15 protein-coding genes are annotated in these 13,645 nt (G+C 66.0%); 6 read left to right on the top strand and 9 right to left on the bottom strand.

Annotated elements, in window-relative coordinates; genetic code table 11:
• Positions 1–255 precede the first annotated feature (255 nt).
• Together ychF and N4P33_RS05610 are read left to right on the top strand one after the other, a co-directional pair.
• On the top strand, positions 256–1,344 hold the full coding sequence (gene ychF / locus N4P33_RS05615) for a redox-regulated ATPase YchF (RefSeq protein WP_260825136.1): 1,089 nt from the start codon (positions 256–258) through the stop codon (positions 1,342–1,344).
• Between the two features lie 338 nt (positions 1,345–1,682).
• Positions 1,683–2,579 carry a DUF5655 domain-containing protein gene (locus tag N4P33_RS05610; RefSeq protein WP_260825135.1) on the top strand — a complete coding sequence of 299 codons (897 nt, stop codon included), beginning with the start codon at positions 1,683–1,685 and terminating at the stop codon, positions 2,577–2,579.
• Positions 2,580–2,877: 298 nt separating this feature from the next.
• Here the strand turns inward: N4P33_RS05610 and N4P33_RS05605 are convergent, their stop codons facing one another.
• The 6 genes from N4P33_RS05605 to N4P33_RS05580 form a co-directional block, all read right to left on the bottom strand.
• Complete coding sequence (locus tag N4P33_RS05605) at positions 2,878–3,615, bottom strand: methyltransferase domain-containing protein (protein ID WP_260825134.1); 738 nt, start codon at positions 3,613–3,615, stop codon at positions 2,878–2,880.
• Between the two features lie 50 nt (positions 3,616–3,665).
• Positions 3,666–5,057, bottom strand: a complete 1,392-nt coding sequence (locus N4P33_RS05600) for a hypothetical protein (RefSeq protein ID WP_260825133.1) — start codon at positions 5,055–5,057, stop codon at positions 3,666–3,668.
• A 2-nt stretch (positions 5,058–5,059) separates the two neighbouring features.
• Positions 5,060–5,824, bottom strand: coding sequence for a hypothetical protein (locus tag N4P33_RS05595; protein ID WP_260825132.1), 765 nt, complete (start codon positions 5,822–5,824; stop codon positions 5,060–5,062).
• 39 nt (positions 5,825–5,863) lie between these two features.
• Positions 5,864–6,448, bottom strand: coding sequence for a hypothetical protein (locus N4P33_RS05590; protein ID WP_260825131.1), 585 nt, complete (start codon positions 6,446–6,448; stop codon positions 5,864–5,866).
• 156 nt (positions 6,449–6,604) lie between these two features.
• Positions 6,605–6,904 (bottom strand): hypothetical protein, encoded by a 300-nt coding sequence (locus tag N4P33_RS05585; protein ID WP_093721421.1) that lies wholly within the window; start codon positions 6,902–6,904, stop codon positions 6,605–6,607.
• A gap of 80 nt (positions 6,905–6,984) precedes the next feature.
• Positions 6,985–7,494 (bottom strand): nucleoside-diphosphate kinase, encoded by a 510-nt coding sequence (locus N4P33_RS05580; protein ID WP_093721422.1) that lies wholly within the window; start codon positions 7,492–7,494, stop codon positions 6,985–6,987.
• Between the two features lie 405 nt (positions 7,495–7,899).
• On the opposite strand from N4P33_RS05580, the gene N4P33_RS05575 reads away from it, so the two are divergent.
• On the top strand, positions 7,900–8,559 hold the full coding sequence (locus N4P33_RS05575; RefSeq protein WP_093721423.1) for an NUDIX hydrolase: 660 nt from the start codon (positions 7,900–7,902) through the stop codon (positions 8,557–8,559).
• Positions 8,556–8,969, top strand: coding sequence for an NUDIX hydrolase (locus N4P33_RS05570; protein ID WP_260825130.1), 414 nt, complete (start codon positions 8,556–8,558; stop codon positions 8,967–8,969). The genes N4P33_RS05575 and N4P33_RS05570 overlap by 4 nt, the downstream gene beginning before the upstream one ends.
• 115 nt (positions 8,970–9,084) lie before the next feature.
• Here the strand turns inward: N4P33_RS05570 and N4P33_RS05565 are convergent, their stop codons facing one another.
• Positions 9,085–9,402 carry a nucleoside triphosphate pyrophosphohydrolase gene (locus N4P33_RS05565; RefSeq protein ID WP_260825128.1) on the bottom strand — a complete coding sequence of 106 codons (318 nt, stop codon included), beginning with the start codon at positions 9,400–9,402 and terminating at the stop codon, positions 9,085–9,087.
• Between the two features lie 87 nt (positions 9,403–9,489).
• Between N4P33_RS05565 and N4P33_RS05560 the strand changes: the two genes are divergently transcribed.
• Together N4P33_RS05560 and N4P33_RS05555 are read left to right on the top strand one after the other, a co-directional pair.
• Positions 9,490–10,932: a DNA phosphorothioation-associated putative methyltransferase gene (locus tag N4P33_RS05560; protein WP_260825127.1), complete on the top strand. Its 1,443-nt coding sequence runs from the start codon at positions 9,490–9,492 to the stop codon at positions 10,930–10,932.
• 70 nt (positions 10,933–11,002) lie between these two features.
• The gene (locus tag N4P33_RS05555) at positions 11,003–11,851 is read left to right on the top strand and encodes a hypothetical protein (RefSeq protein ID WP_260825126.1); all 849 of its coding nucleotides are present in this window, start codon (positions 11,003–11,005) and stop codon (positions 11,849–11,851) included.
• A gap of 96 nt (positions 11,852–11,947) precedes the next feature.
• Here N4P33_RS05555 and N4P33_RS05550 read toward each other — a convergent pair whose 3' ends face one another.
• Together N4P33_RS05550 and N4P33_RS05545 are read right to left on the bottom strand one after the other, a co-directional pair.
• Positions 11,948–12,748 (bottom strand): phosphoadenosine phosphosulfate reductase, encoded by an 801-nt coding sequence (locus tag N4P33_RS05550; RefSeq protein ID WP_260825125.1) that lies wholly within the window; start codon positions 12,746–12,748, stop codon positions 11,948–11,950.
• A 196-nt stretch (positions 12,749–12,944) separates the two neighbouring features.
• Entirely contained in the window at positions 12,945–13,592 is a 648-nt protein-coding gene (locus tag N4P33_RS05545; protein ID WP_260825124.1) for a hypothetical protein, read from the bottom strand.
• Between the last annotated feature and the right edge of the window lie 53 nt (positions 13,593–13,645).

Genomic DNA, 13,645 nt, shown 5'->3' with positions numbered 1-13,645 from the left:
CGCCGGCCTGCCGCCTCGCGGCGTGTGCTGCGCGGATCGCGTCCTGGGTTGCTCCACTGGACCAACTTAGGTCGGTTTATGTGCCGAATAGGCCGACAGACACGCCGGGGCGGCGGCTTGGCCAGGCGTTCGATACGCCGCCGGGGTGGGCGCGGGCACGCCGTAGACTGGTGGATCGGCCCACGCGTCCCAGTCGGCCAGGCCCACCCGCCAGTCCTGATCCAGTCCTCATCCTCACGTACGGGAAGTCGCAACGTGTCGCTCACGATCGGAATCGTCGGTCTGCCGAATGTCGGCAAGTCGACCCTGTTCAACGCCCTGACCAAGAACGACGTGCTGGCGGCCAACTACCCGTTCGCCACGATCGAGCCGAACGTGGGCGTCGTCGGCGTCCCCGACGCCCGGCTGGCGAAGCTGGCGGAGATCTTCAACTCGCAGCGGATCCTCCCGGCGACGGTGGACTTCGTGGACATCGCCGGCATCGTGCGCGGCGCGAGCGAGGGTGAGGGCCTGGGCAACAAGTTCCTGGCGAACATCCGCGAGTCCGACGCGATCTGCCAGGTCATCCGCGCCTTCAAGGACGAGAACGTCGTGCACGTCGACGGCAAGGTCTCGCCCAAGGACGACATCGAGACGATCAACACCGAGCTGATCCTGGCCGACCTCCAGACGATCGAGAAGGTCCTGCCGCGCCTCCAGAAGGAGTCGCGCATCAAGAAGGACATCGCCCCCAAGGTCAAGGCCGTCGAGGAGGCGAAGGAGATCCTGGAGAAGGGCGACACCCTCTTCTCGCAGGGCATCGTCCAGGGCAGCGAGCGCGCGGAGCTGCTCCACGACCTGCATCTGCTCACGACGAAGCCCTTCCTCTATGTCTTCAACGTCGACGAGGACGAACTGATCGACGAGGACTTCAAGAACGAGCAGCGCGCGCTGGTCGCCCCGGCGGAGGCGATCTTCCTCAACGCCAAGCTGGAGGCGGACCTCGCCGAGCTGGACGAGGAGGAGGCCCTTGAGCTCCTCCAGTCCGTCGGCCAGGACGAGCCGGGCCTCGCCACCCTCGCCCGCGTCGGCTTCAACACCCTCGGCCTGCAGACCTACCTCACCGCCGGCCCCAAGGAATCCCGCGCCTGGACCATCAAGAAGGGCGCCACCGCCCCCGAGGCCGCCGGAGTCATCCACACCGACTTCCAGAAGGGCTTCATCAAGGCGGAGGTCATCTCCTTCGACGACCTGGTCGAAACGGGCTCGGTCGCGGAGGCCCGCGCGAAGGGCAAGGCCCGCATGGAGGGCAAGGACTACGTGATGCAGGACGGGGACGTGGTGGAGTTCCGCTTCAACGTGTAGCGGGTGACATACCACCACGTCGCTGACCTGGCAAACGTGCAGGTCAGAAGGGGTCCGACTCTCAGGAGTCGGGCCCCTGGTTTTTTCCCGTGCTGGGATGGTGCTGGGAAATCTGATCCCTTGTCACCTGTCATCACCCCTGCTCACCTCTACCGTGCTGGGATCGTGCTGGGAGCCGGTGAGGCTCCCGTGCTGGTTCGTGGGCAGCAACTCCGCAGGAGGGATGCGGGGGCCACCGAGCAGCCTGCACTTGCGCTTTCATTACGGCTCCGAAGGCCCTAGCGGAAACAAATCCGCACCTGCCCGACGTTGTCGATCTCCGAGCCGAGGAGGGGAAGGTGTCGGGCCTGAAGCTGTTCCGCACGGAGACGACGAATAGCGGCATGACCGAGGTCATGCCGCGTCTTGCTGAGATCGAGGCCGATGTACAGGGTCTCGTCGAGGCGCATATGGAGACGCTGCTGGGCGTCCGGTTCCTGGCGAGCGAATACAGCACCGGACCGGTGCACGGGGGCCGGATCGACTCGCTCGGGCTGGACGAGAACGGCTCTCCGGTCATCGTCGAGTACAAGCGGGGCACGGATGCCGGCGTGATCAATCAGGGCCTGTTCTACCTGGCGTGGCTGATGGACCACCGGGCTGAGTTCGAGCACCTGGTCCGCGACCGGCTCGGGGTGACGGCCGCGTCCCAGGTCCTGTGGAGCGGCCCGCGCCTCATCTGCATCGCCGGCGACTTCACCCGCTACGACGTGCACGCCGTGCGCGAGCACCGGCGCTCGATCGACTTGGTCCGCTACCGACTCTTCGGCAGCGACCTGCTCGGGCTTGAGACCGTGGCCTCCGTGAGCGGCGGCGTGCAGGTGGCCCGACGGGCACGGCGCCGGTCTGTTGTCCAGGCAGTGGCCGACGTCCAGGGTGCGGCGATGATTGAGCTGGCGGGCGCGGTCGACGAAGTCCTCCTCGGGCTCGGGGACGGTGTGAATCGCGTGGAGCGCAAGACGTACTGGGCGTACCAGCGGCTGCGGAACTTCGCCTGCCTGTGTCCGCCGCAGCGGAGCAAGCTGCTGGTCTACCTGAAGGTCGACCCGAAGGACGTCGACCTTGTCCCGGGATTCACCCGGGATGTCTCTGGTCTCGGTCACCACGGGACGGGTGATCTGGAGGTGCAGTTGCGTACGCCGAGGGATGTGGAGCGGGCGCAAGATCTGTTCCTGGCGAGCTACGCGGCGGCGTGATCGCTGGCGGGTTCCTCGGTCGTGCCTGCTCGTGTGGGCGGTCCGGGCTCGTCGGGTGATGCCTTTCGACGTAGGGACAGGACGTGGCGGTGGACTACCAATGATGCGCGGGGTCGCCGGTTTGGCTAACCGGCGACCCCGCGCTATGTTGCGCTGCTCCACGCTCACACGGTGCGCTGAACGTCTTGGCTCACCGCGCAATGGCTCAGCGGCGGAGAGTCCTCGTGCCGTGCGTCGGGCCGACTAGCGCTACTGGTAGCCGAAGGCTCCTGTCTGCGCCGACGGCTGGGCGGGCGCGCTACTTCGTCGCGATGACGTAGACGCTGCCCCACTGGCGCTTCGGGTTGGCGATGGTGGGGTCGAACGTCCAGGGTTCGACGGTGGTGAAGCCGGCCTCGGTGAAGAGCTGGACAAGCTTGTCGTGGTCGTAGGCCCACAGGTGCGGGGTGTACGTGGGGTCGTCGTCCTGGTCTCGGAAGACGAGATTGACGAGGTCGAGGCGGGTGTTGATGTCGCCGAGGCCGTCGCGCTTGGCGTACCAGCGCCGGATCATCTCGTCGGAGCCTTCCAGGGCGCCCGGGTACTGGCTCAGGGCGAGGGCGGCGTCGGGAACACCAGTAACGATCCGGCCGCCCTGTACAAGGACTCGGTGGGCCTCTCGGACATAGTGCTTCACGGAGCGCGGGTAGTCGATGTGCTCCAGGAAGTGCTCGGAGAAGATCTCCTCGGCGCTGTCGTCCTGAAGGGGTATTCCTTCGCGGATGTCCCAGAGGAGGTCGGCCGGCGGGACGAGGTCGATGTTGAAGAAGCCGTCGATGCGATGGGCCCCGCCGCCGATCTGGACCTTGGCGGGCTTGTCGTCGATGCGGCCGTTGGGCCAGGCGTGGCGGCTGGCGTGGTGGTAGCGGTGGAGTTTGATCTCCTTGGAGGCGGCCCGGAGGGCGCGGGCAAGGCCGTGGGTGGTGGCGGGGTCGACGAGGGCGGCTTCGATCTGCTCGCTGAGAAGGTCGACGGAAGGTACACCGAAGGGACTCATCACGGGGGCTCCTGTGCGAGAGTGCTTGTGATGGGTGGATCCGCTGGTGCTCAGGCGGCGCTAGGTGCGGGGGACCACTGGTTGTTGCGCATGAGGGTGTACTTGATGTCCACCAGTCGCGGGGCGATGGTCAGCGAGAGCTCCTCGGCCGGGTGCAGGTGCCCGGCCTCGTCCTGCTCGGCGCGCCAGACGCGGTAGTCGAGGTTGGGGTAGGCCGGGTTGATGCCGACCTCACCTTTGGGCATCGTGCCGTTGAACGGGGCGACGATGTCCATGTGGTTCCAGTAGTTCCAGGCTTGCAGCGCCTTGTGCTGGTCGAAGTAGAAGTAGAAGTCGGGGTAGCGGCCGAATGTGCGCAACTCCCGGTGGATGAGATGGCCCAGCAGAGGGCCGAGCTGGGTGGCCAGGGAGTCGAACTCCCAGCGCGTGTGGTGCCAGGCTTCGGGGGCGTTGCCGGGTGCGAAGAAGCGGGCTGCGGCGAGATAGCTGATCCGCTCGACCAAGTACGCGCTCGCGTGGCTGGCATCGATGGTCGGGTCGACTCGGTGGATGAGCGCGGAGAGCTGCTTCGGGCGGGGACGGAACCTCGTCAGGTCGAACTTGCCGGCCATGGTGGGGAAGGTGGCGAACAGCATCTCCTTGTATAGCCAGTTGTTCAGCTCACCGAGTTCGGCCAGGCGCTGGGTCTGGTGCGAGACCGAGTGGAGCATCAGGTATTCAGCGACCGCTTCGAAGTACAGGTAGCCGAGGATCGGCAGGCGGGGGATCGTCTCGTCAAGCAGCTTGAGGAACGGATCGGCTTCTACCCGAGTGCCCTGGTAGGCGACGGCGGCAGCAGTGGCGAGGAACGCAGCCGAATTCTTGACGCGGCTGACGACGGTTTCGCGCAGCTGGTGTCGTTCGTTCTTGCTCAGCAGATATTCGAGGTGGCTGTAGATCTGCAGGTGGATGAGGCCCAGACGCAGGTAGTCCACGCCGGCGAGCCCGCGGTACACCTGAGGCGGGGTGTCGATCTCGAAGATCAGCGGGGTGGGGACGCGGTCGGTGACGCCGAGCTTGGCCAGGAAGGTCGGCGCTTCCTTGGTCAGGACGTAGGCGCCCAGGTTGTGCATACGGAAGCCCTGGTCGGTTGCGGTGAGAGGCGCGCAGTAGATGCTTCCGACGAGGCAACCGCCCGACGGGTAGAGCACTCCCTGCCGGCTGATCTCCTCCAGAGCGTGGGTGACGTGCAGCAGGTGCAGCTTGCCGTTGCCGCTCAGGGCTTCGAAGAGGGCGTTCTGCCGCAACAGGTGGCCGTTCGGAGTGTCCTGGGCGAGCCGTCTGTCCCAGCCTGCGGCCTGAGTGGCGAGCGGGTCGGTGTCGTCGGAGGGACTGGGGATGAGGGTGGAGTCGAAGAAGGCGTGGGCGTCGGCCCACAGGTGGTAAGCGTCGAGGAAGTCCACGGCTAGACCAGGCCCTTCTCGGCGAGCGCGTAGCGGACGGCTGTGGTGCCGCTGGCCCCGGCGAGGTGGGCCCGCTCGGAGACGAGGACCAGGTTGAAGGCGAGACCGCGTAGCTGGTCGAAGGCGGGCTCGCGGACGTACCGGGCGTCCGGCCACCACTTCAGCTTCGGCAGACGGTAGCGGTCCAGGGCATCGGCGGCCTTGACCACGTCGGTGATGCGCTCGGCCCGGGCGTGGTCGGCCTTGTCGTCTGCGGTGAACGCTTCGTACGGGATGTCGTGCAGGCGGATGGCGGTGCATGCCTGCACGATCCGTCGGGGTGTCGCGGTGAGGGCGAAGTGGCCCCAGACAGTATCAGCGTTCGCAGCGAGCCAGATGGCCGCGCGGGCGCCGTGTCCGCGGTCGTCCTGGTCGTGGCGCCGCTGGCAGTCGTGGATGGCGGCGGCGAGGATTGCGGTGGCGGCGTCGGCCTCGGCGAGGCCGTTCACCTCGGCGAGGAGGGCGGCGAGCGCCGCCGTCCTCATGGCGTGCCGGACTCCGTGGAGCGAGGTGTACAGGCGAGGGTCTGCCCACCATCGGGTGGGCAGACCGCCGTGCGCGAGCAACTCCTTCGACTGCGGGCGCAAGGCTGGCTGTGGCGCCGGCGGGAGGTCGGGCCTGTTGTCGCTGATCCATGCGACGGTGGCGTGGTCCATGTGCTGGTGGAGCGGGAGCTGCCCTCGGGCAGCCAGATCGATCAGACTTGCGGTCAACGGGGTCGTGCTCACTCGTGCCCACCCCCTTGGTGGTCTCCGTGGTGATGTCCCCTACCGGATCGGCGCGGCCTGCTGCTCGCGCTCCTTGCGCTCCTTCTCGGCCGCCTCGAAGGCAGCGGTGAAGTCGGCCAGCTCCTGCTCCGTCATCAAGGTCACGCCGAGCGTCGTGGCGACGTCCGTGATCTTGGCCTCGGCCTCGGCGCGGGCGGCGTCCGAGGCGCCGTCCTCCAGCAGGACCTCAAACTCGGCGTGGTAGCCCCACGCCTCACTCCACTTGACCGCGATCTCGACGCCGTCGAGGCGGAAGTTGTGACGGAAGTTGAACGCCTCGTGCATCGTCGTCTCGAATCCGAGGGCGTTGAACACCTTTACCGCGGCGGGAACGTCGGCTGGGGCGATGGCGAACTCGGTCTCCGCGAATGCCGCGCCCTGCCCGATCTTGCTCCCCTTGAGTGTGATCTTGGCGGTGCCGGCAGCGGTGTTGTCGGTGACCTTCAGAAGCTGGTCGGGGAGCACGTAGAAGTAGATGTGCTTGTCGTCGGGGCCCAGGTCCTCCCCGTCCGCCTTCAGGCGGGTGACGAGCTGGTCGTGAACCTCCTTGGTGAAGCGGGCGCGCATCTCGATCTCGACGGCCACGGGGCTGTGCCTCCTCGTTTCAGGCATGGCGAAGCTAGCCGGACCCTGCCGTTCGGGGCCTGTCCGGTCGGGCGATCGCTATGGGGTTGGTGGTCGAACGCGGGGTGATGCGGCCAATTCCGTCCCGGCCGCATCACCCCGGGGGATCGGTGGGTTTCAGCCCAGGGCGCCGAAGCGCTCCTGGACGACACCTGAATGCAGGTAGGTCGGCAGCTGGACGCCTCCCACCGACGTGCGGCCGGTGGCGACTTGCTCCTCCGTCTCGCTGGGGAAGCCCTCCAGCAGACGGAGGCACTGCTCGGCCCACTCACGCGAAGCGGGCCAGTCGCCCAGGTCGCGGTGGCGCGCCGCCAGGGCATACGCGGTCTCGGTGGCCGCCCACAGGTCGGTCGCCAGCTCACGCTGGAAGATCGACTCCAGCTCGTCGGTGGAGGCCAGGCGGGTCTGGTTGGTCATGGTGCCCTCTCGGTTCAGACGGTCGTGCCCCAGTGGTGATCAACGCGACGGCGTCCCCACAGTGACGCCGTGACCCGCTGCTAGTAGGTGTAGATCTCGGCCAGCGTCTTGTAGTCATGCAGCTCGCCCTTGTCGAACCAGAGCTCCACCTCCTGCTTGGCCTCCTCCGCGTTGCCGGAAGCGTGTACGAGGTTCGCGACGGCCTTGCCGGAGGCGATGCTGGCCGCGGCGCTGTAGTGCGAGAAGTCGCCCCGCACCGTGCCGGCCGGAGCCTGGTTCGGGTACGTGCTGCCGACGATCTTGCGGACGGTGGCGATGGCGTCGAAGCCCTCCAGCACCAGGGCGATGACCGGGCCCTGCTGCATGAACGTCGACGTGACGTTGTAGACCTCCGAGCCCAGCCGTTCCTCAAGGTCGAAGTAGTGCCGACGGGTGAACTCCTCGTCCATCCACTTCATCTTGGTGCCGACGATCTTCAGCGCGGCGTCCTCGAACCGCGCGATGATCCTTCCTGCCAGGCCACGCGCCAGCGCATCGGGCTTGAGCAGGACGAGCGTGCGCTCGACGGTGTGTACCTCAACCTCGGACATGGCTCCCTTTCGCCTTGCCAGCAACGGCATATGACGGTCAATCATCCGTCACCAATTGAGGTTACCGGCGCCGCCTGGGGTGCTCGGGCGAGCATGCAATACCCCGGATGGGTGGACGTCGGCATGGCATCGCTGACCAGCCAACCGAGGTGACCGATCCAGCCAACTTTGCCTCCCTTGTCGTCCGCCGGTGATACGCACCTAGAATCCCCACGTGATCGTCTGGTGCACTCGTCCCTTCTGTGGCCTGCCCAAGGGTTGAGCCTGTGGTGGGTGCTTGCCCGGCTCCTGGCGACTCCGATTCTTCCGACGCTCCAGCTGCGTGACCATGCAGTGCCAGTGCGGTAGGAGTGCACCTTCCGCGCGCAGGTTCCTGCACCAGAGCGACGATGAGGGGGCAGCATCATGGACGTGGTCGAGCGCTGGACCGGCCGCTACGCCTGCCTGTTGCAGTCCGCCCTACGTCTCGGCAACGAACAGTTCGCCGCTCACCTGGGCATCGCCGTGAGAACCGTGGCCGCTTGGCACTCCGACGCGTCCGTCGTCCCTCGCAGGGAGATGCAGCAGCTCCTCGACACGGCCTACGAACAAGCTCCCGCGGCTGCGCGGCAGCGCTTCACGCTACTGCTGGCGAAGGAGCGGGGCCCGACAGATTCGACACCGTCAGGTGCCCAGGCGCTGCGCGTGGCCATCGCTGTGGTCATTCGTAACCGAGATGTACTGCTCGTGTGCCGGCGCGACGACGACGCCGCCGGGATCACCTGGCAGTTCCCGGCCGGTGTCATCAAGCCAGGAGCCAAGGCGGAGACCACCACCGTGCGGGAAACCTTGGACGAAACGGGCGTCCACTGTGCGGTCCGGCAGCGCCTTGGTAACCGGCTTCATCCCGTGACCGGCGTGCTGTGTGAGTACTTCCTCTGCGAATACCTGGCGGGCGAAGCCAGCAACACCGACGCAGTCGAGAACATCGACGTCATGTGGGTCCCAAGAAACTCGGTCCCCCGCTTCATCCCCGTAGATACGATCTTCCCACCCATCCTGGCTGTCCTGGAGGAGCAGACGTGACACAGCAGAAAGCGGAGGAGCAGCCGGGCATTGCCGCGGCCATCGTCGTCAGCGAGGGGCGCGTGCTAATGGTGCGGCGCCGGGTCAGCGAGGGACAGCTCTCGTGGCAGTTCCCGGCCGGCGAAATTGAGCCGGGCGAGACCCGCGAAGACGCCGCCGTACGAGAGACCCACGAGGAGACCGGGGTAGAGGTGGCCGCTGTGAAGCTGCTCGGCGAGCGGATCCACCCGAAGACGGGTCGGTTGATGTCGTACACGGCCTGTGAGGTGGTGGCCGGTACTGCCCATGTTGCGGACGCCGAGGAGTTGGCCGAGTTTGCGTGGGTCGCCCATGACGATATCCCGAAGTACGTGCCATATGGGTTGTTCGGGCCGGTGCAAGAGTATCTCGATGCAGTCATGGCGACCTGAGTAAATGGGCGATCTCTTGAGCTCGAGTAAGTGCGTTGGCATCAAGGCTACGAGCCTGGATGCTTATCTCTCCATCTGCCAGTCCGGCCGCCCTTTGGTGAGCCCGATCTGCATATCACCGGTTTCCCGTCCAGACGATCCGACGTGTGAAACCGCCTCTCTCCCGTTCCTTTGCCTGGCGCAGTTCTTCTAGCGCTACTGAGTCGATGCCGAGGCTCATAGCGAGGGCATGCACGACTTCCAAGACGTCGGCAAGTTCGCCTAGGGCGACAGCGTCGTCCGCGGATAGAAACTCGGCGACTTCTTCAGTCAGCTTTTCCCGGAGCCGTCTGTGGTATTCGCCGGGTGAGGCAACGTATGTGATCGGCTCGCGCCCCTCGGCTGCGATGATTTCAGGAATCCGGTCCCTTACCAACTTTCCGTAACTGCCCATTTGCTGCCTCTCTGGATCTAGGAGGACGTGCCAGCGTAGGGTGCGGTGAAGTCGTAGCCGGCAGGTCCGTTGTATCGAGGGACACCGATGACACAACAGCTCTGGGGAAGTCAGCGACATCACACGGCCATCGGCCGTGCCAGACTCTCGCTTCCCGCTCGGCGTGCCCTCGGCGATCTCCAGTTGCGGCCTGGGATGGCAGTCCTGGACTACGGGTGCGGGCGCGGTGGCGATGTGCGCGCACTTCAGCACCTTGGCCTTGACGTCACGGGCTGGGACCCAGTGCATTTCCCGGAGGGGCAGCGTCGGCCGGCTGACATCGTACTTCTCACGTATGTGCTTAACGTCATCGAGGACCCCGCAGAACGGCGGCGGACGCTCCTGCGAGCCTGGGAGCTGGCTAGCTCCGTGCTGGTCGTGTCTGCGCGGTTGCGCTGGGAGCGCAACCAGATCAAGGGGATCGAGTACGGTGACGGCATCCTCACCCAGCGCCGGACATTTCAACACCTTTACGCCGCCGGAGAGCTCCGAGACTATGTCGAGGAAGCCACGGGCGTGCGCTGCTTGTCAGCGGCGCCCGGCATCGTGTACGCCTTCAAGGACGACTCGGCACGCCTCAGCTACCTGGCCCGACAGATCGCGCCTGATGGCGAGTGGTTGGCATCCGAGGACACCGCGTCGGCGATCAGTGCGGTCGTCGCCCACTTGGAACAGCGCGGCCGGATGCCGCAGCTGGAGGAAATGCCGCAGCCGATCATTAGCCTCCTCGGTCACCTCCGTCCCGCCGAGCTGAAGCGCCTTGCCGAGCAGGAGGCGGACCCCGTGAAGGTGGAACGGGGTGCAGAACGGGCTGCTCTCGACACGCTGCTTTTCCTCGCCGTCGAGCTGTTCCATGGCCGAGGCCCGGCAAGCAGTCTGCCACTTCCCGTCCAGCTCGACATCCGCGCCTTCTTTCCGTCGTACACGGAGGCATGCAAGCGGGCAGACCGCCTGCTGTTCAAGCTGCGCGATGACGCCTATGTTCGCCGGGCCATGAATGGGTCGATCGCGGGAAAGTTCACTGCCACTGCTCTGTACGTCCACCGGCGCGCTCTCCATCGCATCCCGACGGTGCTGCGCCTGTACGAGCAGTGCGCCAGCATCGCCGCCGGCCGGCCTGGCGAGTGGTCGGTCGTGAAACTCCGCCACCAAGGCCGAGGCGTCAGCTGGCTCGACTACCCGGAGTTCGACACGGACCCGCACCCTCGACTGGCCGCTTCCTACGCCGTCGACTTGAGGACCCTTAAGTCCTCCTTCACTTCCTACGCCGACTCGGTCAACCGCCCACTTCTGCATCGCAAGCACGAGTTTCTGGCCGACGACGACCCGGACGCGCCGAAGTACCGGCGTCTGACAGAAGCCGAGGTCCGTGCCGGCCTGTACGAGAGTCCCCACCTGATCGGTACGGAGGAGGGCTGGGAACGCGAACTGACCAGATGTGGCAGGGCTGTGAAGGGACATCGGTTGGTGCGGCGTCCCGACTGCACCTGAAGCCGCCGCATTGGCCAGAATGGCGCACGGCTCGGTCCCCGTTGTCAGTGGGACATGAGACGCTCCGCATATGACCACCACTCACACGGAGGGCCCCTGCCTGCCCTCGTACCGCACCGTGCCCACACTCGGGCTTGCTGCGCCGGAGGACCACGTCCGTGAACTCACCGACTGGGTGGAGCATGCCTCGGGCGGTGGGGCCGCGGAGCAAGCCAGTTGGGAGAACGCTTACAGGTGGCTCCGCCTTGCCCAGGGGCTGCGTACGGTGACTCTTGATATGTCGTACGACGATGGGGGCATGTGCGCCGCCGGCGGCGACTTCGACCTCGTCTGGTCGGAGATGATGGAGGAGTGGCAGCTGCACCTCGTGCGGCTCGGCTACGTTCGGGCGGCGCTCGAAGGATTCGTCAGAGTGCTGTACGCGGACTGCTCGCAGCCCGTTGCCGCCATCGAGAGGGCGGAGCGCCAGCTCTCTCACCGCACCGACGTCTGGCCATTGCACTCACGCGCGGTCGCTGAGCACCTCACAGCCCACGTGCACAATCACCCCGCCGATATCGCTGGGTCCGTCGCATCCGGTGTCGCCGCGGCGATTGCTCTGCACCGTCAGACGGTGCACGGGCTCGTAGGAGTTCCGGAGCCGATCGACGATGTGGATGCGAAGATCCACGCTGCTGGTCACGAGGAAATCTGTGCTGCCAGGGAAGCGACCACGGCCGTCATGCTGGGCATACAGGTTCTGCTGGCTGCAGCCCTGGAAGAGGGGGGTGTTGTGCTTCTCGATGAGGACAAGTACCTCTTCGACGGCAGGTTGATCCCAGATGGCGCTGACGGCAGTAAGTGGGTGGATGAAGAGATGCCCTACAGCGAATACCTTGCGGTTCTCCACCTTGAGCCTGGCGAGCCGCCGGAGCTCTGACCTAGGGATCCGACCCGACCGGCGGTTCTTTCGTTGGTGCGAAGCGAAGGCCGGGGACGGAAGGATCAGCTTCCGTCCCCGGCCGTACCCTTTGACTCAGGTCATGCACCAGCCGGAGTCGCATGAACCGTCCCCGTCGTCGGCGTCACAGCTCGGCAAGCCCTCTTCAGGGATCGCCTGCGCAAGCGGGCGGCCGTACCTCGTGAGGTAAACGGCATCACGTCCGAGTGCAGCCCGGCGTTCGTTGATGGTCTCTTCGAGCTCCACCGAGAGGGCGAACAGGTCGGGTTCGTGCCTGCGCTGGTGCCGCCAAGCGTCGACAGTGCGGAAGGGGCAGAAGAAGCAGGAGCTTTTCGGCGGCACTGGGAGGCCCGCCTCCGTGATGAGGCGCTCACAGTCGGTCCTGCGGAGTCCGAGATCGAGAAGCGGGTACTCGATGATCTCGTGAGGCTCTCGCCGACGCCGGTTGGCGCGGTGGATCTCGTCGAGCGATATTCCGATACCCACCGCAGCCGGATGCTCCGCGGTGGCTCCGTGCTCTCGGAGCCACCGTCCAATCACCTTGATCTTGAAGTCTGCCGTGCAGTTGCGTCGGCCCGGAGCCCCGTTCGCCATGCGAACTGGGATAGGGATCGACCTCGTGGCCGGCCGGTGCAAGCGCTGCATGAGCGTCTCGCTCGTTCCATCACGTCGGCGCCGCCTGAGCTCTTGGACATCGAGGCCCGCCCGGGCGGCGTACGGCATGGCGACCTCACGAACGTAGGCGAGTGTTGCCGGGTGTTCGCTGTCATCGCCCACGTTGGCGAAGAGGAAGGTCTCGAAGTCGATCTCCCTACGGGCCGCCAGCACCAGTAGTGCCGTCGATTGCACGCCGCCTCCGTAGGAGACGACCTTCATGGGGTCGGGCTGGCAGGAAGCGGTCTGTGGGGCGGAGTCGGTGGGGTTAGCGTCATGGGCTCCGTGGGTGCGCTGCAAGATCGACATATGAGAGACACTATGGATGATCTCTGATAGAGGCAAGTGTTTCTCTCACTGCTGTCGGCGAACATCGAGTTAAACGGGGGCGTGGGCTGCCATGGGCCGTGGTGATGAGTTATCGCCGGGGCTTGATGGTGACGGAGTATCCCTGGGCCAGAACGGACGCCAGAAACTCAGCTGCGGCGCTGTGGTTATCGCTGGTGAACGTCTGTGCGGCAGGCGGTGGCTGTCGCGGCGGACTTGCCTCCGGGGCGCTCGGCCTTCGGCCACGGGGCTTCTGAGGAGTGCGCTGTCCTGCACGGAGCGCGGCGACTTCGGAGGCCACGACGGTTCGCTGCCGCTGCCGCGCGTCGTCCAGGATCGTTTCAAGGAGCCAGAGCGGCGAGCCGGAGACGAGCAGGTCGGCCTGGGCGATCTTGTGCCGGTTCCGCCACCGAGAGATGGTCTGAGCGTTCTGGCCGAGCACGCGTGCTGCTTCCTGGATACCGACGACGACCGGGAGGTTCTCCTTGCCCTCTGGGTCGTAACCATGGGGGACACCGGCCTTGTAGGTCGCTAGCCGTTCCCGGTCGGCGATGCGGTCGCCTTCGCCGTCGAGTCGCATGGCCGTGCTCAGCAGCCAGTATGGATTGCCGGATGCGATCAGATCGGGCTCGGCGAGCGTGCCGGCTGTACGCCATCTCTGGGATGTCTGCCGCTCAACGTGGAAGAGGAAGGCGATCTCGGCGTGCCCGAGGAGGAACGGGACGCGTACCTCTGCCATGAGACGGCCTTCCCCATCACCCTGTGCTCGTGTTCGTCGGCGGTGTGCTGGCC

It is taken from the genome of Streptomyces sp. 15-116A (assembly GCF_025290915.1).
Classification (GTDB): domain Bacteria; phylum Actinomycetota; class Actinomycetes; order Streptomycetales; family Streptomycetaceae; genus Streptomyces.
This window is presented reverse-complemented; position numbering and strand designations above follow the sequence as displayed.